Here is a 23,592-nt window from a genome sequence, read left to right as displayed (position 1 = left end):
GATTAACTATTTTTCATTTAATACTCCAGGAATAGTTTAGCAAAAGACATTGATTTATTATACAAGAAATAATAAAATTAAAATAAAATAATTAAGGAGTGATTCTTGTTGAGAAGACAAAATATACTCATAATGGGTGCTGCTGGTAGAGATTTTCATAATTTTAACGTTTTTTTTCGAAATAATGAAGATTTTAAGGTAATTGCTTTTACTGCTACCCAGATTCCCGATATTGCTGATCGAAAATATCCAGTTCAATTAAGTGGCCCTCTTTATCCCGATGGGATACCAATTTTCCCAGAAGAAGAATTACCAGAATTAATTGAAAAATATCATGTTGATCAGGTTATCTTAGCCTATAGTGACTTACCTCATCAGTATGTTATGGAGAGAGCATCTCTGGTTTTAGCAAAGGGTGCTGATTTTAGATTGATGGGTCCCAGAAGTACTATGCTACAAGCTAATATTCCTCTGGTTTCTGTTTGTGCTGTTCGTACAGGTTGTGGTAAGAGTCAGACTACCCGCAAGGTAACCAGGATATTAAAAGAAATGGGCAAAAAAGTAGTGGTAATCAGGCATCCTATGCCTTATGGAGATTTAAGTAAACAGATCTGGCAACGTTTTGAGAATTATGGTGATCTGGATAGATATCAATGCACTATAGAGGAACGAGAAGAATATGAACCCCATATTGATTTAGGTAATATTGTTTATGCAGGGGTTGATTATGGTGAAATATTAAAAAGAGCTGAGCAAGAGGCAGAAGTAATAGTTTGGGATGGCGGCAATAATGACATTCCTTTTTATAAGCCAGATTTACATATTGTTGTTACTGATCCCCACCGGGTGGGACATGAAATAACCTATTATCCAGGAGCTGTTAATTTGAGGATGGCAGATGTGGTGGTGGTAAATAAGGTTGATACAGCAAGACCAGAAAATATTACTCAGTTAAGAGACAATATTTATGAATTAGCACCAAAAGCAATATTGATTGAGGCAGCATCGCCAATTAAGGTTGAGCATAATGAGATGATTAGAGGTAAAAAGGTGATCGTGGTGGAAGATGGGCCTACCCTGACACATGGAGAGATGCAATATGGTGCTGGTATTGTAGCAGCACAAAAATATGGTGCTGCAGAAATAATCAATCCGAGACCATTTGCTGTTGGCAGTATAAAAGATACTTACCAGAAATACCCATTAATAGGAAAGCTATTACCAGCTATGGGTTATGGAAAGGAGCAGATTAAAGAATTGGAAGAAACCATTAATAATAGCACTGCTGAGCTAGTAATTATAGGAACTCCCATTGATTTAAGTAGAGTGATGCATATTGAGAAAAAGTATGTTAGAGTAAGATATGAATTACAAGAGATTGGCAGTCCTGATTTAAAAGAAATATTTAAAGAAAAATTTTCATAAATATTAACAAATAATGATTCATGAATATAAATTTGTCTTGAAGGAGGTTCTTAATGCTAGAAGGTCATACAATAAAACTATTTTCATATCAACCGGCTAAAGTAAACAGAGGGTATACAGATAGGATTCTTTATGTTAATTTATCTAACAGAGAAATAGAGGTTAAAGAGGTTCCACCAAAAATTAAAGAAGTTTTAACGGGTGGTCGAGGTTATGGTTTATGGTATCTATGGCAAGCAGTTAAATCAGAAACAAGGTGGAATGATCCGGAAAATGAGTTAATATTCTGTACCGGACCGCTCTGTGGAATTACTCAATATTCAGGTTGTGGAAAGAGTCATGTAGTGAGCCTTTCTCCCGAAACCGGCAGTGCTAATGATAATAATGCCGGAGGCTATTTTGCACCTTATTTAAAATTTTCCGGTTGGGATGCGCTGGAGATTCAAGGAAAATCTGAACAGGATGTGATTATTTTTATAGACGGGAATAAGGGAGAATTAACTATCCAAACTTATCCTTATGAAGACAAGAATTCTTATTTATTAGTGGAAAGATTGACTGAGTATTTTGCTGAGGATGAACAGGATAAAGCCAATATCAGTATTGTTTCAGCTGGTGAGGGAGCTGAAAATTCCTTATTAGGAATTTTAAATTTTAGCTGGTATGACCGTAAACGAGAGAAAGTCCGTTATAAACAGGCTGCTCGGGGTGGACCAGGAACTGTACTGAGAGACAAAAAAATAGTTGCAATTATCATTAAGTATAAAGGTATAACTGGATCTACTAATAATCCTGCCTCTCCTGAATTGTTAAAGAAAGCAGGTCAGCGTATCACCCAAGAGATTCTCTCTCTAGATGATGTTCAAAACGGAATGCGACAAACAGGCACTATTAATCTTATTGACCATATGAATACTCATAATTGTTTACCTGTACACAATTTTCAATTTGGTTCGCATAAACAAGCAATTAAAATCTTTAATCAGGTTTGGAAGAAACGGTTTTCCCAGAAACAGCCAGGAGATTCCTGCTGGGTAGGATGCAATTTGCGTTGTTCCCATGCAGTTGATAGATTTATATTAAAAACAGGTCCTTTAAAAGGCGAAGAAGTAATTGTCGATGGGCCTGAATACGAGACTGCTGCTGGTATGGGGGGGAACTGTGGTTGCTTTGACCCTGATGTAGTTCTAGAAGCCAATTTTTATTGTGACCACTATGGGATTGATACCATAGGGGTTAGTACCACCATTGCTTTTTTGATGGAGTGTTATGATAGAGGAATTCTTAATCAGGAAAGAACAGGCGGTCTGGATTTGAGGTTTGGGAATGGAGATGCTCTTTTAGAATTGATTCATCTAATTGCCCAAGGAGAGGAGTTTGGAAAGATTGCTGGACAGGGAATTCGTCGCTGTAAGAAATATTTTGTAGAAAATTTTGATGCTGATCCGGACTTTTTAGAAGATATTGGCATGGAATGTAAAGGTATGGAATTTTCTGAATATGTTACCAAAGAATCTCTAGCCCAACAGGGAGGATACGGTATAGCCAACAAGGGTCCACAACATGACGAATCCTGGTTAATTTTTATGGACCAGGTAAATAAACAGATTCCAACCTTTGAAGATAAAGCAGAAGCACTATATTATTTTCCCTTATTCAGGACTTGGTTTTCTCTGGTTGGACTTTGCAAACTGCCCTGGAATGATATTGAACCGGCTGATAATAAGCAAAAATACTCAGGTATTACAGCAGCTAAAATACCGGAACATGTGGAAAATTATTGCTGGTTATTTGAAGGCATAACCGGTAAGAAAATATCTACTGAAGATATAATCAGTCAATCCGAGGCAGTACATAACCTCCAGAGGCTGTTTAATTTAAAGATGGGTTATGGTACCAGAAAACATGATGCCATTCCCTATCGTGCCATGGGTCCGGTAAAAGAGCAAGAATATTGTTCGCGCGCTGATTTCTATGACAAGCAATTACAGGAAGAAGTGGAATATGATATAAAGGGGAAAGATATTCAGGAAAGAATTAAAGCATTAAGAAAATTTAGAGAAAAGCAATATGAATTATTATGTGATGCAGTATATCGGAGAAGAGGCTGGGATGAGAATGGGGTACCTAACTTAGAAACAATAAAAAGATTGCAAATAGATTTTCCAGAAATATTGTCAGTATGGCAGAATTATCATAATAATAAATAACAATAATAAAAAGTAAATAAATAAAGATATTTTAAGCTTATTTATTTAAGAGAAAAGGCAGTAATTCCTGCCTTTTCTCTTTTTTTATTTTCTCTCAGTAAACTGACCAAAACAATATACTAATTCTATTGCTATGTAGTGGACATTTAGTAATAAATTTTAAATTTATTTATTTTAAAAATACTTGACAAAAAGCAAGATCAATTATAATATGATAATGACAATCATTATCAATAAGAAATCTGATATAAAAATATTTAAGTAGAATTTGTATTGTCCAATTATTCGGAAAAGTAGTAATTGTTAAAAAGTTAAATGCCATTAATAGCTATTATTAGCAGAAGGAGGTGAATACTATGCCAGGTGGGGATAGAACAGGTCCTGCCGGCTTAGGCCCAATGACTGGTAGAGCGGCTGGTTATTGTGCTGGATATCCTGTTCCCGGTTATGCCAATTCTTGGGGTGGCCGTTTCGGATTTGGATTTGGTCGTGGATTTGGCAGAGGATTTGGCCGAGGATGGGGTTTCCGAAGAGCAGGCTTCTTAGGTTATCCAGTATATCCAGCTTATTCAGCGATACCACCAGCCTATCCATATTATAGTTCCGCTTATCCTTATCAGGGAACAATGGATTCCAAGCAGGAAATGGACTTACTTCAAACAGAGGCAGAGGACATCAAAGCTGAATTGGAAGCTGTTAACAAAAGAATAGCTGAGTTAAAAAAAGAAACTAAAGAGTAAATAGTATAAATTTCGAGAAAACCACCAGTAAGTATTAATTGCTTACTGGTGGTTTTAGTTTAAATTATTTTAAAAGTATATTTATTAAAATCATATTTAAGTATCCTTCTTTATTATTGCAGAGCCACTCATTAAAGATGGATATAGCGTTTAGCTTAATAAACTTGTCATAAGGGTTTATAATAGAAGATAGTGAGGTATATTTTTGTATCATTTGTACTATTACTACATTGAGTACAGACTTAATTTATGACTGTTGATTTTTGATAATTTTAACAAATTTTTCAAATTATTTGTTAATTAATATGCTGAGATAGAGTAAATTAAACGACGATGTTTAGCGATAAAATTGACTGAAGGTCAGGGAAGGTCACTGGTCTGATCGGGTAGAGAGCGATAATTTACTAAACTTAAATAGAATATTTTATAACATGCCAATTTTTATTAGGCAATAATGGGAAAGTAAAAAATTGCAGAAAAATTAAACAAGGAAGAGGAAATGTAATATGTCAAATATAAACAACAAAGTAACAACTGAACAGGAACAGGAGAACTTAAAAAATGAAAGGAAACAAGCTAATCAGGAAATGGCTGATAAATTAAAATGGAATATGGCTGATATTAAGCATAAAATATTAGTTTTGTCTAATAAAGGAGGAGTTGGGAAAAGTTCGGTTGCTGTTAATTTATCTTGTTCCTTAGCTGACCAAGGTTATCAGGTTGGTCTATTAGATGCAGATTTACATGGTCCTTCTATAGCCAAGATGTTAGGATTTGAAGGAGAGAAGATAACTGGCAGTAATGGACACATTAATCCGTTAAAAGTTAGGAAAAATCTGATAGCTACTTCTATGGCTTTTTTAATTGAATCTCCAGATACTCCTTTGGTATGGAGAGGACCTTTAAAGGGAGTAGCAATCAAGCAGCTTTTAGCAGAAGTAAATTGGGGTAAACTTGATTTTTTAATAATTGATTCTCCCCCGGGGACAGGAGACGAACCATTATCTATCTGTCAACTCATTCCTGAATTAGATGGCGGTGTTATTGTAACTACTCCACAGGAGATTGCCTTAACAGATTCCCGAAAATGTATTAAATTTTTAAAAGGTATTAATATTCCTATTTTAGGAATAATTGAGAATATGAGTGGTTTTCGATGCCCTCACTGTGGTGCCGAAATTGATTTATTTATGACTGGTGGAGGAGAAAAAGCAGCTAGTGATTTTCAGGTACCCTTTCTGGGTGCCATACCACTGGATATGGATATAGTGAGTTCTGGAGACCAGGGTAAGCCATTTATGTGTAGTAATAAAACGGGCGAAACAAAACAAGCTTTTGAGAAAATAGTACAGTCCATTCTCACTCAAATCCAAAAATGAGTGAAAAAGTATGTTAAGATAGATATTGATAATAGAATTATAGTAGTATTTAGTTATTACCAATCCAGGAGTGAAGAGTAAAGTAATGCGAACTTATTTAGATTGTATTCCCTGTTTTTATTATCAGGCATTAAAAGCAGCTAGAATATCTGGTGCTGATAAGGAAATGCAAAGAGATGTTTTATACCGACTGTCCGAGTTAGTTCCCGGTTTCTCTTTGGATACCTCACCAGCAGAGATGGGAAGAGCAATCTATGCTATGGTCAGTAAAGTAACTGGTAAAAAAGATCCTTATAAAGAAATCAAAGAAGAAAGCAATAAGTTAGCATTAAAAATATACCCGAATATAAAGATGAAGGTAAAGGAATCAGAAAATCAGCTCCTGGCAGCAATACAATTAGCAATTACTGGAAACGTGATTGATTTTGGTATGAAAGATTTCCAGGGGATATCTGATGAAATTGATAAAATAGTAGATAAAAATTTTGATTTACAGACTACCAGTCTCAAAGGACATTTTGATTATCAATCTTTTTATCAGCGTTTATTAGAAGTACAATCTATCCTTTATCTTGCTGATAATGCTGGGGAGGTAGTATTTGATCGAATACTAATAGAATTACTGGTCAATGATTATCATAAGAATGTAATTTATGTAGTGAAAGGCAAACCCGCGCTTAATGACGCCTTAGTAGATGATGCGATTTCTTGTGGAATCAACAATTTTGCTAATATAATTTCTTGTGGTGCTGATTGTCCCGGTGTCGTTTTAAAATATTGTTCCCCTGAATTTATCCGCCTTTTTAAGGAAGCAGAGATGATTATCAGTAAAGGACAGGGTAATTATGAAGCTCTTTCAGGTGAAAATAAACCTCTATTCTTTTTATTGATTGCCAAATGTTCTGTTATTGCCAGACATGTGGGTTGCAATATTGGTGATTTTATTTTAGAAGGCAACTTTAAAGAAAATAATATTCCAATGGAGGCTGCCGAAGGTAAACAATAAGATAGAACAGGTAAAAAATGATAATAAATTAACCAGTTTAGTTCTGGAGCAGGCAGTTGGCTCTACTTATATTCTATTAATCTATGTTAGTAATTTTAAACAACTGTTGATTGGTAAGCTTGGTTGGGTAAATGTTAATAGAGGTTATTATATTTATATCGGTTCAGCAAAGAAATCAATTCAACAACGGCTCCTCAGGCATTTAACTCGCAAAAAAAATAGATTTTGGCATATTGATTATCTACTGAGTTCTAGACTTCCTATCAGGGTTATCAATATTTGGATTAGTCAAAAACCATGCGAATGCAGTATCAGTCAGGAAATATTTCAGATCGGAATTGGTATTGTAGTCAAAGAAGGTTTTGGCTCTTCTGATTGTCGGTGTCTATCCCATCTCTTCAGAGTAAATGTTTCTAATTTAGATTTGTTAAGGCAAGTAATGACTAAAAAGAACTTTTATTCCTTATTAGAAGATCATAACTAAATAATATTCCCTTGCCGGCTTAACTTATTTTCCATCTGTGTCTTTCAATTTTAAACCATTTTGTTAGTTATTTATATTGACAAACGGAAATACTTTGTTAAAATGTAACTGAGAATGATATTCAATTACAATTGGAGAATATATTGGCTATTTATGAAAAGCAATTTAAATATTTTATAAAAAGGAATAATTTAAAGTATACTAAAGAGAGAAAAGAGATTCTTAAGGCAATTGCCATACTGCGGGATCATTTCCATGTTGAAGATATCCATCAACAAGTTAGAAAACAAAAATCCAATGTTTCTCTGGCTACTATTTATAGAACTATCCCTTTATTAATTGATAGTGGTTTAATAACTGAAACTCTATATAGTGGAGAAAAAGTGGTCTATGAAAAAATATACAATAAGCCACATCATGACCATATGGTTTGTCTAAACTGTGGTAGGATTATTGAATTTACCTCCCAGGAAGTGGGAAAGATACAGAACGATATTTGCCAGAACCATTCTTTTCTTCCTACTGAACATCGTTTAGAAATAAAGGGTTATTGCCACACTTGCTGGGAAAAATTGAAGAATAAGATATAAGATAAAGGAATAAGAAAAATAGTCAGGAGTCCAAATAATTATGATAGTAAATTTAACAGATGTTAAATCAGGTTCCAAGGTTAAAGTTGTAAGAATCAGGGGTGGTTTAGGCATCAGACAGAGATTAAGCTGTTTAGGGATTCATCCCGAAGATGTAATGTTATTACAAAAATGCGGCTTTATGAGAGGACCTGTTTTGGTGAATATACATGGAAATCAGGTTGCTTTAGGTAGAGGAATTGCAGCAAAAATATTAGTGGAGGTAGAATCATGAAAATTGTCCTGGTAGGACAGCCTAATTGTGGTAAGAGTACTATTTTTAATAATGTAGCTGGATATAAAGCAATTACTTCTAATTTTCCAGGAAAAACAGTAACCTATACCCTTAGCAAAATGACTTTTCAGGGAATAACCAGTGAAATAGTTGATTTGCCTGGTACTTATTCTCTAACCTCTTTTGATTTGGCTGAACTGGAAGCACGGAAATATTTATTGAGAGAAGAAAACGATGTAATTATAAATGTTATTGATGCTTCACTATTGGGTAGAGGTTTAGAATTGACATTGCAATTATTGGAACTGAATTTGCCAACAGTAATTTGTCTTAATATGATTGATGAAGCCGAAGCGAAAGGAGTTATTATTGATACTGATAAATTATCACGCCTATTGGGTGTTCCAGTAGTGACTGCTATAGCCTACAAAGGATGGGGTCTTAATGGATTATTTGAAACTGCATATAAAATGGGGCAAAAACCAGTAAAAAGTGAATTCCAGCCTTTTAGTAAAGATGTAGAACAGGTTATCAAAGATTTGTCTGAACATATAAAAAAAGTTGATTATGCTAAAAAATTCAATGTTACCAATAGATTTTTGGCAACAAAATTATTGGAAAATGATCAGCATTTTATTGATGAAATTAAGGCGAGTGATAAAGATTTTATTAAAATTGTGCAAGATTATCAACTTAAGTTAGAAAAATGCCGTGATAGAAGCTCTGATGAGATAATTTCTTCTGAGCGTCACCACCTATCCATGCAGCTTTATGAATCAGTGGTTAAACTTTCTAAACCGAAAAAAGAGTTCAGAAATTACCTGGATAGTGTTTTAATGCATCCTATTTTTGGTTATGTTTCTTTAACAGTTATCTTGTATTTATTTTTTAATTTTGTTTTCTATGTAGGAGCCTTATTTGAAGAACCCCTGCTGGATTTCTTTTATCAATTCTTGCCTTATGCTGAACAAGTTTTGGGCGCTGATACTTTACCATACCATATTGTTAATGGAGTTATACAAGGACTGGCTGGAGGTATTGCTATTGTTCTCCCTTTCCTTTTTCCATTTTTATTGGGACTGGCATTTCTAGAAGATACCGGGTATTTGCCCAGAGTTGCCTATCTGATGGATTCCTTTCTTCATCGGATTGGTCTCCATGGAAAGGCAATCATACCTCTTATATTAGGCTATGGATGTACAGTACCAGCCGTGATGGCTACTAGAATTTTAGAATCAGAACGAGATCGTTTTATTACTTCTATACTAACTACTATGGTTCCCTGTGCAGCTCGGATCACTATAATTTTTGGTTTAGTTGCCTTTTATCTTGGACCGAAAGCTGCAATTTTTGTCTTTGTCTTTAATATTGTGATTGTTGCCATAGCTGGGAAAATTCTTTCTAATATTATGCCGGAAATTACCCCTGGAATGATACTAGAAATACCTGCTTACCATGTACCTTCAATAAAGATATTATTATCCAAAGTATGGTTAAGAATGAAAGAGTTTATAGTAATTGCCTGGCCTCTCTTAATTGTTGGTAGTGTTGTTTTAAGTCTGTTAAAACACTGGCACCTGGAAGCACTTATAAATCAACTAATATCACCAGTTACTTTATTGTTGGGACTACCGGTAGCAGTAGGGGTAACCTTAATCTTTGGTGTACTCAGAAAAGAATTATCTATGGTTATGTTAATTCAAGCTCTGGGAGTTACCAATATTAGTACAGTAATGAGTGCAACCCAAATCATGACTTTTACTATCTTTGTTCTCTTTTATGTACCTTGTGTGGCAACTATCGCTGTTTTAGTTAAAGAGATTGGCAGCAAAAGAACCTTATTTACAATTATCTTTACCTTTCTAATTGCACTCGTATTAGCTACGATAACACGTTTGGTATATTAAAGTTCTTAAGGTAATATATCATCTATATCATATCATAAACCTATAAAAGGGATTAGCTACAAAAAGATTTATTCATCCATGAAAATCACCTTCTTAGAAAGAGATAATAGTTAAATAAAATTGATTTACCATAAAGATTAGATAGGTGAGCCTATTATTTTTTATAAGGAAATAATTGTGTTATAATTTAACATAAGATTTTGGCAGTATTGAGGAAATAGTGAATTCAAAGCACTCTGTATTGAAGAAAAGGTCTTTTTTAACGCCTAACCAGATGTTAGTTCTGGGCTTTTTGATTGTTATAATAATAGGCACTTATTTACTTTATCTTCCCATTTCCACCAAAGGAGAGGAGCCAATACCCTTTATCGATGCCCTGTTTACAGCTACTTCAGCAACTTGTGTAACGGGATTAATCGTACTGGATACAGGAAAGGATTTTACCCTTTTTGGACAATGGATTATATTGATTCTTTTTCAAATCGGTGGTTTGGGTATTATGACCTTTTCTACCATGTTTGCCTTTTTACTGGGTAAAAAGATATCTTTACGACAACGCCTCATTATTCGAGAATCGCTCAACCAATTCTCTATAGGCGGATTAGTACGTCTTGCTAAACATATTCTGTTGTTTTCATTCTTTCTGGAAGGAATTGGCACAATCTTATTGTATTCATACTGGAAAAATATAAATAGCAATCACTCTTCCTTTTTCCTTTCTTTTTTCCATGCCGTATCTGCTTTTTGTAATGCCGGGTTTTCCTTATTTAGTGACAGTTTAGAGAAATATATTTCACATTGGGGAATTAACGTCATTTTTATTATTCTGATAGTATTAGGTGGGATTGGCTTTCTGGTACTGGCTGAACTTATAGAGTTTCCCAAACAACAAAGGTTATCATTACACAGCAAACTGGTGCTGATTATGACTACTATTTTACTTGTTTTGGGAACCATGGGCTTATTTTTTCTGGAAAATCAAAATGTGAAAACTATTCATAATTACTCGCTTACTGATAAGATATTAAGTATGGCTTTTCAATCTACTACTGCCAGAACGGCTGGCTTTAATACTATTCCTATTGGAAGTATGACTAATGCAGGATTATTGCTAATTATTATGCTTATGTTTATAGGAGCATCGCCGACTTCAACCGGTGGAGGAATCAAAACTACTACCTTTTGTGTGGCTTTTTTGTGGATGTATTATACCTTAAAAGGACGCAGACATCTTTATTTATATCAGAGACAAATTTCAGAATTAGTAGTAAATAAAGCCTGGGTTATATTAATGCTTGCTATGAGCTGGATAATAATAATAACTTTATTGCTTTCCTATTTTGAAGATTTTGATTTTATAAGAATATTGTTTGAAGTAATTTCTGCTTTTGGGACAGTAGGTCTTTCTACAGGGATAACAACCTATCTTTCCACAATAAGCAAAATACTAATTATTTTTACTATGTTTATTGGCAGATTAGGGCCACTTACTTTAGCCTTATCCTTGATAATTAATCGCCGAGCAGAGTCTATTCAATATCCTAAAGAGCAGGTAATGGTAGGATAAAATTGAATTATAATTTACATTTAAAAAGGGGAAATAAATATGAAACAATTTGTGGTATTTGGATTGGGTAGTTTTGGATCAGCAGTAGCTACTACACTGGTAGAGCTGGGACATGAAGTGCTGGCTGTGGATAATGATGAAGAAAAGGTAGATCAATATAAGGATATATTAACTAAGGTGGTAAAAGTTGATATTACCGATGAAAAAGTATTGAAGGAATTGGGGGTAAAGAGTTTCGATGCCGCTATTGTTAGTGTAGGACCAGACTTGGAATCAAGTATCTTAATAACCATTATGCTAAAAGAGATCGGTGTGAAATATGTTATTACTAAAGCCAATAGCGAACTACATGGAAGGGTATTAGAGAAAGTAGGCTCAGACCGGGTAATCTATCCAGAAAGAGATGAAGGAATGCGAATTGCCAGAAGTCTAATCATGCCTAATGTTAAAAATCAGATGGAATTATCCCCTCTTTATAGTCTTATTGAAATTGCTGCTCTGCCTGTTTTTTGTGAGAAAACCTTAGGAGAGTTAGATTTACCAGGGAAATATGGAGTAACTCTTTTAGCTATCCGTCGTGGTAATCAATTTACTTTTTCACCTACTGCCAAACATACAGTATCAGAAAATGAAAATCTGATATTAGTGGGAGAAAACAAGAAAATTGACAAACTAATTACTAAATTTAAAGCTACTGAGAAAAAAAACTGAATGAATCAATGATAGAGATGCTACTTGTTTTATAGCCATTTCTTCTTTTTAAAGAAGAAAAACATTCCCAATCCGACGATAAACATAACAAAAAGGATAGCAGGGTAAGCCCATCTCCAGGATAGTTCGGGCATATATTGAAAGTTCATACCATAAATACCGGCAATAAATGTTAAGGGGATAAAAATGGTAGCAATAATGGTCAGTACCTTTATAACCTCATTCATTTTATTGCTTATACTGGATAGATAGATATCCAATAAACTGGAGACCATATCTCTTAGAGCCTCTACCGTTTCAATTACTTGTATAGTATGGTCATAAACATCTCGTAAAAATATTCTGGTGTTTTCCTGAATCAAATTAGTCTCTTCTTTTTCCAATTTGTTGATTACTTCTCTTAAAGGCCAGACTGCATTCCTCAAGAAGATTAAATTTCTTTTACTTTGATGGATGATTTTAAGATTCTGGGTAGAAGGTAGATGTATAAGGACATCCTCTAATGATTCTGTTTGGTTGCTTAATTTCTCTAGAATTAAAAAATATTGATCCACTATAGCATCAATTAAGGCATAGACAAGATAATCAGAGCCACTCTGTCTTATTTTACCAGCCATATTTCTAATTCTCTGGCGAACAGAATTGAAAACATCGCCTTCTTTTTCCTGGAAAGAAAGTACCGTATTATTCATTAGAATAAGGCTAATATGTTCTATTATAGATTCCTGCTTTGTTTCATCCCAGTAAATCATCTTCAAAGCAATGTAAATATAATTAGGGAAATATTCAATTTTGGGTCTCTGGGTGGTATTTAAAATACTTTCCAGGGTTAAAGGATGTATATGGAAATACTGTCCAATTTGTTCAATAAAATCTACTTGATGAATACCATCAATATTAATCCAGGTAATGGTAGGCCTTTTCAGATAAATAATACACTCTTCAATAGTCTCCAGTGTTTTTTCTTCCAGTTTATCAGGAGAGTAATTTATAATGGTAATTTTTGGTTTTTCCATTAATTTTTCACCGATATGTACCAGTGTACCGGGGCTTAACCCTGATAATTGGCTTCTTTTCTTAAGAGATTTCATCAATTAATACTTCCTAAATATAAGGATTTTTAGTAAGGAACTCTACTATTCGTCCCCCTTTTCCTGAACAGTAATTACCTCTTTTTTTGTTTCTTCAACCTGTTTTTCCAGGGAAGCAGTAGCTCTAGTTCTTTTGATGTCAGATAGAATGTTAAATAAAAAACTGGTTATTAATCCAGCGATAAAAGCTACTATTAAAATAAGAGCCAGAGAACTTTCTACCTGCCAAAAGAGAAAACTTACCGTAATGGGAACAGCATTTTGTAAAGCAAAAATGACTGCTAAAACCGCAATCAAAGCAGCAATTAACAGAAAAATCTGCACAATATCAATCCTTTCTTTTTACAATTAATATTTAAAATAAGAAAATGTTACATATATATTATTTATTGCCTTCTCTGGATAAAAAAACAGTTCGAGTAGGATAAGCAAACTCTATAGATCTTTTTTCTAATTCCTCTTTTAGCGTTAAATTAATTTCTTGTTGGATATTCATATACTGAGTATAATCTCGGCTATTTACATAATAAACTACTTCAAAATTAAGACTAAAGTCTCCAAAGGAAGAAAAGTGTACTCTATCTAAGTTGGCTCCGTTTATCCGCTGGAATATTTCGCTTACTATATTTGGTATTTCTTTTAATTGTTCTGAAGAGGTTTGATAGGTAACTCCAAAATTAAACAATACTCTTCGTTTTTTCATACGTTTAAAATTACGTAAACGTGAATTAACCAGATCAGTATTGGAAAAAACAATTTCTTCTCCCCCGAGACTTCTAATCCGGGTAGTTTTTATACCGATATTTTCAATTGTTCCTGAAAAATTATCAATGTTTAAAAAATCACCAATCTCAAAGGGTCGATCAAAGAAGATAATAAAATAACTGAATAAATCACCTAAAATATTTTGAGATGCAAGGGCAATAGCGATACCACCAATACCAAGACCTGCCAGAAGTGCGGATACCTGTACTCCCAAGTTATCCAGTAAAATGATGAAAGCTATGGACCAGATTATGATTTTAAGAAATGTTTCTATCCCTCTAAGAGCAGTTATTCTGGTAGAGTCTCTTTCTTTTTTAATCCAATAGTTTTCTAAAAAATAAGAAAAGATAGATATGATAAATTTAACAATATAAAATATAAATAATGCAATAATAATTATATTAAAATATTTTTCTACAATAATAGGTATATTTAACTGATAAACACTAAAGTAAAAGGCGGCAAAATAGAGTAGATTAATAAATGGTTTGATTCTATTCCGAAAGGCTTCAACAAAGCGATCATCAATAGTAGCAGTCTTTTTACTTGCTAGAGCCCTTAATATTTTAATTACAAAATTTTTAAGAATTACAATAGTCAATATAGCTATTACAAATATCACTAAGGCTATAATATAATCAATTATGCGGTTTTGAAAATAAACCTGTTGAAAGAAATTGTTAAACATCGTCTTTCTCCCCTAAGTATTTTTAGCTATATAAGATCGGAATTTAAAAAATTTCAATCCCATTAAATGCTCTTTTGGATAAGGAACAATATATACTCAGTACAATTTTCCAATAGAGTATCATTATCTGATTTTAGGTATCCTCAAGTGAAAGACTCCCCCTTGAATACCTGGTAAAGCTATGGATAGATTTGAGCAAATAGCAAATCGGCAATATCCTGTTCCAGATTCTTTAATATCTTATATTCTTCCAAGGCCATACTTCTTTCCCCCAGAGCCAGATAAGCTATACCCAGTCCATAATGAGCATAGACATAATCTGGTTGAAGACGGATTGTTTCCTGAAAGGCTTTTTTTGCCTCTTTGTAATTTTCTAATTTACCATATACCCAACCTAGGGCATAGTAAGAATCAGTATCAACCAGATTCTTTTCTATTGCCTTTTGGAATGTTTCAACTGCTTTTAGGTACTCTTCCCTTTCACTGTAAGCCCAACCTAAATTGTAATAAACATTTGGATAGTCGGAGTCTAAGGAAATGACCTTTTCATAAGCTGCTATAGTTTTATCAAATTGTCTATTCCAGTTGTAAAACCAGCCCAGATAGTAATAGGCATCAGTAAATCCTTCATTATACTGAATAGCTTTTTCCAGGGTTTCAATGGCTTGGTTAAAATTTTCAATTCCTTTCTGAATCATAGCAATCTGGAAATAAATCTGGTCAGCCTGTTCGGGTAGATAATGAGCAGCTCTTTCTAAAGCATTAATAGCATCCTGGTCTTGTTCTAAAGAGCGATAAATCATTCCTAACTCGTAATAAGCTTCTCCATAATCTGGTTTTAAATTCAATGCCTGGTTTAACATCTCTATAGCTTTTTCGGTTTCACCTAATTGTTTATAACTTATTCCTAATCCATAATATGATAGGAAATCATTGGGTTTAAGCCTTAACGACTGTTGAAAGGAATCAATGGCCTGAACTAACTGTTCTAACTTTAAAAAGGTTAAACCAAGACTATAATGCGCATCGGCAAATTCCGGATCCAGTCGAATTGTTTCCTTGAAAGTTTCCAGAGCGCTAGTATATTCTTCTAAATCCAGTTCAACAATGCCATGATAATAGTATGCTGAGAGATAATTTGGTTTCAAGTTAATGGCGTTTTGATAATATATTTTTGCTTTTTCCGGCTGACCGGTCAGGCGATAGATATTACCAATCTGAAAATGAGCTTCCGAATGATTGGGATTACTCTCCAATATTGATCGAAAAATGTTCAATGCCTCATCATAATTTTTTTCAACCTCTAAAAGGTGGACTCCCTGAAAATATTTATTTTCAGTTGTTTGGTTTTCAGACCAAGCTACTTCTGGACAATAAATTATCAATAGAAAAATAAGCAGTTTAATCAAATAAATAGAAGGTGTTTCCATAAATCTTTTCATTTTTACCCCTATCTCCTGATTAAAGATTTATTAATCAAAGATTTGCTAATTTCTAAAAATATTATCAACAGTAAATTGCAGGGATATTTTCAGATATTTTTACTTTTATTACAATCTATATCTTTTAATTCTGATTAATTTAAAAGCAAATCCATAGAGCCTTACCAAATCAATAACTATATTATATTATATTTTATTATTTTTAGGTATTATTTAGATACAATTTTAGGCAGAATTGTCAATTTTTACTGAAACGGTGAAACTTTCCGCTCTGTTTTTGAAGATTTTCTGCTTTTTGAAATAGTAATATATAGAGAAAAAAGCTGATGAAAATTGGTATAACTGTTAGTCTATAAGCATATACCAATCCAAATTTATCAGCAAACCAGCCAAAGATGGTAGGTGAGATAGTAGCTGACAATCCTTCAATAAAAAAACCAAAGCCAAAAAGACTACCCCTATTATAATTTGAACTAACCATTGTCAACCAGGTATTCTGAGAAGGGAAGTAAATACCCTCCATCAAACCAATTACGCCTACTAAGATTGCTGCTAATAATGGCATACTGGAAAAGGTGAATAAAAGGATTAAAATAGTCATGGAGGCAGTAGAAGAAATAGCAAATTGCAGTGGTTTTTTCTGGTCAATTACCTGACAAATAAAAATGCTTCCGGCAAAAACTCCCAAAAAATAGATACTGAGAATCCAGGCAGAAACACCTGGCTTTAATCCGATATAGGTAGTGGCATAGACAGGTAAAAAAGATGAGAATGCCTTGGTGCCTAAGCATAGTATACCTCTACTTAAAAAGAAAATTGTAAATAGGTTATGATGATTAGTTTTATTAATTACTGTTTTTACTTCCTGTTTTTCTTCTTTGATTTTAATGTAATACCATCCCAGTAATATTCCCGGGAGGGCAATAATAAAACAGGTTGTTCTCCACCCCCAGATCTGTACCAGCCATCCGAATAATAGACTTATTATAATAAGACCCAGTGTCCCTGCAGCAGAAAAGAGACTCAAATCCCGGCCTTGTTTACCAGGTTTGGCTTTTTCCCCCACCATAGCAGTAGCCAGAGGATGAAAGGTAGCAACCGCAATTGCCATCAGTAGTAGAACAGAGATAATTAAGGGAATTTTGCTAATCCAGATTACACTTCCCAGTAATACTGAAGACATAATAAACCCTAGGGCAATAATTAGATGTTTATGACCAAAACGATCAGCGAATAAACCAGATATCAAGGAGAAAATAGAGCGTAGTGCCTCGTAAAAGGTTAAAACAAGACCTGATTGAAAGTAAGTAAAGGAAAATTCCAATCGGAAGAAAGGTAATAATAAAGGGATAATATAATGATAGGCATCATTATAGGCATGTCCAAAGGCATTAATTTTTAGATATTGGATTTTTTTATTTACTACCATAATAAGAATTTTAATCTCAGATAATTTAGAAACATTCTTTTATAGCATACTACCTTATAAAAAAAATTCAAGTATTTTCAAATTATTATTGACAAATAGGAACTAATACTATATAGTAATACTTAGAATTATATTTTGTTTTTGTATATTAACAACTTTTTAAGATAATAATAAACAGTGATCATAGCAACGATAAGGATTAAAATGTAGTAATAACATAGAAGGAAGGCGGTTGCAAAGGTGGAACAAACAGTATCTTTTTGTAAAGAAAAATTAGAACAAAATGGTTTTAGAATTACCCCCCAACGTATTGGTATTTTTCGTTGCCTGGCAGAATCAAGAGATCATCCTTCTGCTGAAATGGTATATCAAAAGGTAAAAAAGGAGTTTCCCAACATATCTTTCGATACTGTTAATCGAACACTTCTTTGTTTATCAGAAAAAGGGCTGATTAGGATGGTGGAAAGCGGTTATGGTCCACGCCGTTTTGATGCTGATTTAAAAAATCATTACCATTTTCGTTGCTGTAAATGTAAAAGAATTATCGATTTTGATTGTACGGAATATGATAATATTAAGGTCCCAGAAGATGTTACCAAAAGATTTAAAGTTTTTAGGCAGGAAATTATCCTGGAAGGCATATGTTCCGACTGTATTCAAAAAAGAACAGTAAAGAAATAGTTCTATATGGGATTAGTAGATATCTTGTTTAAAGAAAATTCATAAATATTATATTATATAGCTATTTAAATAAACTTAAGATAAATTAAACAAAGGAGGTTTCCAAATATGGGAACAAAAGGAAGAGAAATTGTAGGAATGGATATCAATGAAATAGTGAAAGAACTAAATAAAGCACTGGCAGATGAGTGGTTAGCTTATTATCAATACTGGATTGGAGCAAAAGTTGCCAAAGGACCAATGAGGGGTGCGGTAGTAGCAGAATTAGAGGAACACGCTTCAGAAGAACTAGAACATGCCGGGATGTTGGTTGAGCGCATACTGCAACTGGGAGGTACACCAATTCTAAGTCCAGAAGAATGGTATAAAGTCACCAATTGTGGTTATGAGAAACCGAGTGACCCAAATGTAAGAATACTGCTTAAACAAAACATTAAAGGTGAGCAGTGTGCAATTGATGTTTACCAGAAGTTAGCAAAAATGGTCAAAGAAAAGGATCCTATTACTTACCAGATGATTTTGAGTATTTTAGAAGATGAAGTTGAACACGAAGAAGACTTAGAAGCCTTATCAGAAGATATGGGATTGCTATAAAATTTGAGCATAGTAAAGTAAATAAAAAAAGTATGGTTAATTTTCACAAAAGGAAAAAATCAAACTAGAAAATATAAATTAAATAAGAATATATTTAATAGTTGACCATGTGATTGTGATTATTGAATTTACCAATAATATAAAAATGCTAAGGAAAGACTAAAAAGTAAAGATTTTGAATGTTATGACTGGTGTTTATGTCATAAAAAATTGTAAAAAGAAGGAGATATGATAATGGCTCAAAAATATGAAATTTATAAATGTGAAATTTGTGGAAATGTAGTAGAAGTCTTGCATGGTGGTAAAGGTGAGTTGGTATGTTGTGGTGAGCCCATGAAATTGCTAGAAGAACAGACAGCAGAACAGGCTTATGAAAAACATGTTCCAGTGGTTGAAGATACTCCTCATGGAATTAAGGCTAAAGTTGGTTCAGTGCCTCATCCCATGGAAGAAAAACATTATATTGAATGGATACAGGTAATTACTGATAAAGGAGCCTGCAAAAAATTTTTAAAGCCCGGGGATGCACCTGAAGCAATATTTGAAGATGTCAAGGGTTGGAAAAAAGTAAGAGAATATTGTAATATACATGGATTGTGGAAATTTGATAAATAGAAAGTACTTGATGAAGGCAGGACTAATGTCCTGCCTTTTTTTAATACTTATAATGATCATAGCCATAGCCATGCTTATTTTTTTTAAACCAATTGTTCTAGCCCAATCGGTAAGTAATCAGATCTACATTTATTCTGATCTTGGTTATTATCCAGAAAATATTCCGGAAGTTGCTCAAAAAAATGATCATCTTCTAGATATATATAAACCAAAAGATTGTTACTTATGTCCTGTTATAATGTATATTCATGGTGGCACCTGGGTTCTGGGTGATAAGGGAGGATTAAGCTATAAGGCTAAAGCCTTTACCTCACACAATTATATCTATATAAGTATTAATTATCGACTATCACCGGATTATTCCTTTCCAGCTCATGCGCAGGATGTGGCCAGGGCTTTTTCCTGGGTGAAAAATAACATTACTGGTTTTGGTGGTAATCCAGAGCAAATTTATCTTCTAGGTCACTCAGCAGGTGGTCATCTGGCTGCTTTAATAACATTAGATGAACGTTATCTTGCCGCATTTGGTTTAGTTCCATCGGATATTTCTGGAATCATTAGCCTGGATAGCGCGGCTTATTATTTACCTTCTTTATTTACTGCTGAACCGGAAAATCAATACTTATTTTCCTGGGCTTTTGGAGATAATCCAGAAGACTGGGAGACAGCGTCTCCAGTTAACTATATCAGAGAAGGCAAGATGGTTCCACCTTTTCTATTACTGATAGCTGGTGATCGTGAGGTATCAGAGACAGTTAATAAATCCTTTTATCAGAGATTAGTAGATGCTGGATATCAGGCTACCCTCTTTCAATTCAAAGAAAAAGATCATGTCTCTATTGATTTTGAATTAGGGAAAGAGGATGATCCGGTATTCCCTGAAATTATTGAATGGTTAAAGGAATTTTAAAATAAGATTATTAATACGATGAATGTACATGGTATTATTTAAAATGTCCTCTCTAAATGTTTCAACCATAGAGCTAAGAGTGATTATCAAGTGGATTTAACCTTTATTGATATTTATATTTGGTGTGATCATCAAAACAAAAAAAGATAAAGTATAAAACGAACCAGGATTGCCACAATGGCTGTCGCTAATAGGGTTGGCAAAATTCCCTGTCGTTGTATTTCATTGGCTAACAAACCTGGAATGATATACCCTATGCTTTGAATCTCAATACTGGCAATAGGTAATTGAAAAATTAAACCCTCTACTAACCATTTTACAATAAAACTTATGAGAATCATACTGAAAAAGCGTCTTTTCCCATATAAAATTAGGTAGTTGGATAAAAAAAGGACAATATAATAAGTTAATATTGCGATACCTATGGTGATTATAATTCGCCATGGCTGGTCAATAAAAAGAGCTATATAACCCGGTACTATAATTCCTCCTGGAGATAAACCAACTAACTCGTAAAATACAAATCCGATAACAATACCAATACCTATGGCTTGAAAAATCATAATTTTTCTCCCTTTTCTTGTAAATAATCCATCACTCGTAAGCCAAATCCTCTAGTATTTCCAAGCCCATAAACTAATCCTTCTTTTGCAATAAATCTAGAAATTTGTTCCAGAATATGATTAATATTAGTTTCATCAGGTACTAAAATTATTTGGTCAGAGGGATAACCGTATTTTCTTAATTGATTATAGCTTAGTGGGCTATTTTGACCAACCAACAATATATAATTTACTGTAATTTCCTTACTTAAAATCCTGGCAAACTGAATAGTTCTGGTAACCCGATCACTACGGTTATTTAAGATAGCAATTTTGGGATAATTAATGATTTCTTCAGGTAATAAACGGTTTATTTTATCCCATATCAATAGAATTGATTCCCGGTCATTGGCAGCAAAAGCATTGACAAACCATACTACGCTGTGTTCGACTCTTAATTTATAAATAGCAAGAGCCCCTGGATCTGGTTTAGCTTTTAAGATTCCTTGCCAGCAAGTACTTTCTGCAATATTAAGCACTTTTCCTACCTGTAAAGCAACAGCAACATTATCCTTGAAGAAGATGTTTTTGTATTCCTTTTTGTTAGATAAGGTAATCATTTCAGGATCAACCAGAATACACCTGGTATTTAACTTTTCTGCCTGTTTCTGAAAGCATGGAAAGAATTTTTTCTCAGCAGTAACCAATACACTATCTTTTGGAATAGTCAACTTTAATGAATTAGCTACTTCTTGTAAATTAGGACCATAGACATCCTGGTGATCCTCTCGCACATTGGTAATAATCCCAATGGTAGAATGAATCAATTTATGCTCACTGACCCACTGAGTTTCCGGATGGACAGCCATACATTCCATCACAATAGCATTATCTTTTCTTTCAGTTGCTTTCTGTATAAAATATTTTTGTTCAATAATATTAGCGGAACCTCTTCTTCTAATTAATTCTTCTTCCCCATTTTCAAGAATAATCCTTGGCAGTGTACCTGTTGTTTTGGCTAGAACCTGATAGCCAGCTTCCCTTAAAATAGATGCAATTAATCTTACCGTAGTTGATTTTCCACGAATGCCATTGACATGAATTCTAATAGGGATATTTTTAATTCTTTTTTCATGGTAGTAGCTTTCCAGTATACCTAATATTAGAATTGACATTGTCAGAAGAAGTAAAATGAACATAAAAAATTTACCTTGTTGGTACAATATTTTATCATAATGCTATCGGAAAGAGATTAAGTTGTAAAGTGATAAGAATTATGATGAACTTATTCTTACAACGTTAAGGGAACCATAAATCAAAAAACTCGCTTTGCTCCAGAGCAAAGCGAGTTTGAAAGGAGGTATAAAAATGAAAAGAATATTTAATGGTTTTTGTTTCTTTATCTTAAACCAGAGAATATTATAACACTGTTTTTATTTATGTCAAGGGCAAATATAAAATTTTTAAAAGATCAGCCCTTTTTCTCCTGAGATTCTTCAATAATTTCAGCATCAATAGTAGTTTGATGCTTATCTTGTTTATCGGTTCCAGTTTTTTGATTAGAAGTAGCCGATCCCTCGTCCAATGGTTCTAAAGGTATAATCAACCAGGCAATTATATAAGCGATTATTCCTCCCCCACCAAAGAAAATGGTAAGTACTGCTAATAATCTGATTATTGTAGAATCAACATTAAAATACTCGGCAATTCCTCCACATACACCAGCAATTTTACTGTCTTTTCTAGAACGATATAGTTTTTTCATACACTTACCTCCAATTTGGTCTATCACACTGTCAATCAATCTTTGTCCTACATTATTAGAATCATAATAATAGAAATTTTATGAACTGACAAGTCCAGGTAAGATTCTTTCACTGGTTTAGTAATCAGAAGTAGGATTAAGGGATTATTTAGCCTATTATTTACTGAAAGCCAGTGGAATTAAAAATGTTAAAATCGAATATTATAGAGGCAGATACTAAAAGATAACCTCTTTTGTGTTCATATTATTTTTTCAATCGTTTAAATAGAATGATATAAAGACCTAAAATAATCAGCAATGAAGGCCAGACAAGGGGATAAATCCTTCGCATTAAAGGAGTATGGGCAGTTTCAGTAAGTAGCACGAAAATTCCAAAACCTATGGTAACCAGGCTGGTATAAAGAGGCCACCTTTGATGCCCAGAGTCCTGATTGGTTAGATGTCTGGTATGGATGAAATAAACGGGCAAAAAGGCCATTCCTACAAAAAAGAAGAATAAAGAACCTTCTAGTAAACCTAAATGAAAGCTATCATTAATAAGGGTAAATAAGCCAACCATTATTATAATACAACCAGCAATTAAAAAACCGATAGTTCCCTTGTGTTTAGTGCTACCTTTGTAGAAATAGGGAGCCACAAATACCAATCCAATAGCTGGCAGGAACCACTGACTATTTATAAGCTGAAAATTAGAAAGAGTCCAAAGAACACCGATAATTACTAAAATAACACCAAAGAAAGTCTTTGCGTTCAATGATTTATCCTCCTATTTCAATA

General features: G+C 33.6%; 24 protein-coding genes. 15 read left to right on the top strand and 9 right to left on the bottom strand.

What is annotated here, in order from left to right:
* The first annotated feature begins 108 nt into the window (after positions 1-108).
* From PHD84_01825 to PHD84_01775, 11 genes are all read left to right on the top strand, one after another.
* Positions 109-1,425, top strand: coding sequence for a cyclic 2,3-diphosphoglycerate synthase (locus PHD84_01825; GenBank protein ID MDD5636547.1), 1,317 nt, complete (start codon positions 109-111; stop codon positions 1,423-1,425).
* A 53-nt stretch (positions 1,426-1,478) separates the two neighbouring features.
* A complete protein-coding gene (locus tag PHD84_01820; GenBank protein MDD5636546.1) occupies positions 1,479-3,635 on the top strand; it encodes an aldehyde ferredoxin oxidoreductase C-terminal domain-containing protein in 2,157 nt (718 codons plus the stop codon).
* 356 nt (positions 3,636-3,991) lie between these two features.
* Complete coding sequence (locus tag PHD84_01815) at positions 3,992-4,375, top strand: DUF5320 domain-containing protein (GenBank protein ID MDD5636545.1); 384 nt, start codon at positions 3,992-3,994, stop codon at positions 4,373-4,375.
* A 506-nt stretch (positions 4,376-4,881) separates the two neighbouring features.
* Positions 4,882-5,754 carry an Mrp/NBP35 family ATP-binding protein gene (locus PHD84_01810; GenBank protein ID MDD5636544.1) on the top strand — a complete coding sequence of 291 codons (873 nt, stop codon included), beginning with the start codon at positions 4,882-4,884 and terminating at the stop codon, positions 5,752-5,754.
* 85 nt (positions 5,755-5,839) lie between these two features.
* Positions 5,840-6,760 (top strand): ARMT1-like domain-containing protein, encoded by a 921-nt coding sequence (locus tag PHD84_01805; GenBank protein MDD5636543.1) that lies wholly within the window; start codon positions 5,840-5,842, stop codon positions 6,758-6,760.
* Positions 6,761-6,866: 106 nt separating this feature from the next.
* The gene (locus PHD84_01800; protein ID MDD5636542.1) at positions 6,867-7,244 is read left to right on the top strand and encodes a GIY-YIG nuclease family protein; all 378 of its coding nucleotides are present in this window, start codon (positions 6,867-6,869) and stop codon (positions 7,242-7,244) included.
* A gap of 143 nt (positions 7,245-7,387) precedes the next feature.
* The gene (locus PHD84_01795; GenBank protein MDD5636541.1) at positions 7,388-7,834 is read left to right on the top strand and encodes a transcriptional repressor; all 447 of its coding nucleotides are present in this window, start codon (positions 7,388-7,390) and stop codon (positions 7,832-7,834) included.
* Positions 7,835-7,874: 40 nt separating this feature from the next.
* On the top strand, positions 7,875-8,108 hold the full coding sequence (locus PHD84_01790) for a FeoA family protein (protein MDD5636540.1): 234 nt from the start codon (positions 7,875-7,877) through the stop codon (positions 8,106-8,108).
* Entirely contained in the window at positions 8,105-10,015 is a 1,911-nt protein-coding gene (gene feoB / locus PHD84_01785) for a ferrous iron transport protein B (GenBank protein ID MDD5636539.1), read from the top strand. Before PHD84_01790 ends, feoB begins: the two co-directional genes overlap by 4 nt.
* Before the next feature lie 220 nt (positions 10,016-10,235).
* Positions 10,236-11,582: a TrkH family potassium uptake protein gene (locus PHD84_01780; protein ID MDD5636538.1), complete on the top strand. Its 1,347-nt coding sequence runs from the start codon at positions 10,236-10,238 to the stop codon at positions 11,580-11,582.
* A 39-nt stretch (positions 11,583-11,621) separates the two neighbouring features.
* Positions 11,622-12,293, top strand: a complete 672-nt coding sequence (locus PHD84_01775; protein ID MDD5636537.1) for a TrkA family potassium uptake protein — start codon at positions 11,622-11,624, stop codon at positions 12,291-12,293.
* Positions 12,294-12,322: 29 nt separating this feature from the next.
* Here the strand turns inward: PHD84_01775 and corA are convergent, their stop codons facing one another.
* From corA to PHD84_01750, 5 genes are all read right to left on the bottom strand, one after another.
* Entirely contained in the window at positions 12,323-13,384 is a 1,062-nt protein-coding gene (gene corA, locus PHD84_01770) for a magnesium/cobalt transporter CorA (protein MDD5636536.1), read from the bottom strand.
* 45 nt (positions 13,385-13,429) lie between these two features.
* Entirely contained in the window at positions 13,430-13,708 is a 279-nt protein-coding gene (locus PHD84_01765) for a LapA family protein (protein MDD5636535.1), read from the bottom strand.
* Positions 13,709-13,766: 58 nt separating this feature from the next.
* Positions 13,767-14,837 (bottom strand): mechanosensitive ion channel family protein, encoded by a 1,071-nt coding sequence (locus PHD84_01760; protein MDD5636534.1) that lies wholly within the window; start codon positions 14,835-14,837, stop codon positions 13,767-13,769.
* A 179-nt stretch (positions 14,838-15,016) separates the two neighbouring features.
* On the bottom strand, positions 15,017-16,279 hold the full coding sequence (locus tag PHD84_01755) for a tetratricopeptide repeat protein (protein MDD5636533.1): 1,263 nt from the start codon (positions 16,277-16,279) through the stop codon (positions 15,017-15,019).
* A 238-nt stretch (positions 16,280-16,517) separates the two neighbouring features.
* The gene (locus tag PHD84_01750) at positions 16,518-17,708 is read right to left on the bottom strand and encodes an MFS transporter (protein ID MDD5636532.1); all 1,191 of its coding nucleotides are present in this window, start codon (positions 17,706-17,708) and stop codon (positions 16,518-16,520) included.
* A 240-nt stretch (positions 17,709-17,948) separates the two neighbouring features.
* Here PHD84_01750 and PHD84_01745 point away from each other — a divergent pair, with 240 nt between their 5' ends.
* The 4 genes from PHD84_01745 to PHD84_01730 all read left to right on the top strand — a co-directional run bounded on the left by PHD84_01745 (position 17,949) and on the right by PHD84_01730 (position 20,508).
* Positions 17,949-18,389 carry a transcriptional repressor gene (locus tag PHD84_01745; protein ID MDD5636531.1) on the top strand — a complete coding sequence of 147 codons (441 nt, stop codon included), beginning with the start codon at positions 17,949-17,951 and terminating at the stop codon, positions 18,387-18,389.
* Between the two features lie 108 nt (positions 18,390-18,497).
* Positions 18,498-18,983, top strand: coding sequence for a ferritin-like domain-containing protein (locus PHD84_01740; GenBank protein MDD5636530.1), 486 nt, complete (start codon positions 18,498-18,500; stop codon positions 18,981-18,983).
* A 234-nt stretch (positions 18,984-19,217) separates the two neighbouring features.
* Positions 19,218-19,598: a desulfoferrodoxin gene (locus PHD84_01735; protein ID MDD5636529.1), complete on the top strand. Its 381-nt coding sequence runs from the start codon at positions 19,218-19,220 to the stop codon at positions 19,596-19,598.
* A gap of 10 nt (positions 19,599-19,608) precedes the next feature.
* Positions 19,609-20,508 carry an alpha/beta hydrolase gene (locus PHD84_01730; protein ID MDD5636528.1) on the top strand — a complete coding sequence of 300 codons (900 nt, stop codon included), beginning with the start codon at positions 19,609-19,611 and terminating at the stop codon, positions 20,506-20,508.
* A 131-nt stretch (positions 20,509-20,639) separates the two neighbouring features.
* On the opposite strand, the gene pgsC is transcribed toward PHD84_01730, so the two are convergent.
* The 4 genes from pgsC to PHD84_01710 all read right to left on the bottom strand — a co-directional run bounded on the left by pgsC (position 20,640) and on the right by PHD84_01710 (position 23,569).
* On the bottom strand, positions 20,640-21,071 hold the full coding sequence (gene pgsC / locus PHD84_01725) for a poly-gamma-glutamate biosynthesis protein PgsC (protein ID MDD5636527.1): 432 nt from the start codon (positions 21,069-21,071) through the stop codon (positions 20,640-20,642).
* A complete protein-coding gene (gene pgsB / locus PHD84_01720; protein ID MDD5636526.1) occupies positions 21,068-22,249 on the bottom strand; it encodes a poly-gamma-glutamate synthase PgsB in 1,182 nt (393 codons plus the stop codon). The genes pgsC and pgsB overlap by 4 nt, the downstream gene beginning before the upstream one ends.
* Positions 22,250-22,521: 272 nt before the next feature.
* Complete coding sequence (locus PHD84_01715) at positions 22,522-22,815, bottom strand: PspC domain-containing protein (GenBank protein ID MDD5636525.1); 294 nt, start codon at positions 22,813-22,815, stop codon at positions 22,522-22,524.
* A 244-nt stretch (positions 22,816-23,059) separates the two neighbouring features.
* The gene (locus PHD84_01710; GenBank protein MDD5636524.1) at positions 23,060-23,569 is read right to left on the bottom strand and encodes a hypothetical protein; all 510 of its coding nucleotides are present in this window, start codon (positions 23,567-23,569) and stop codon (positions 23,060-23,062) included.
* Between the last annotated feature and the right edge of the window lie 23 nt (positions 23,570-23,592).

The organism is Atribacterota bacterium (assembly GCA_028717805.1).
Taxonomy (GTDB): Bacteria; Atribacterota; Phoenicimicrobiia; order Phoenicimicrobiales; family Stramentimicrobiaceae; genus Stramentimicrobium.
This window is presented reverse-complemented; position numbering and strand designations above follow the sequence as displayed.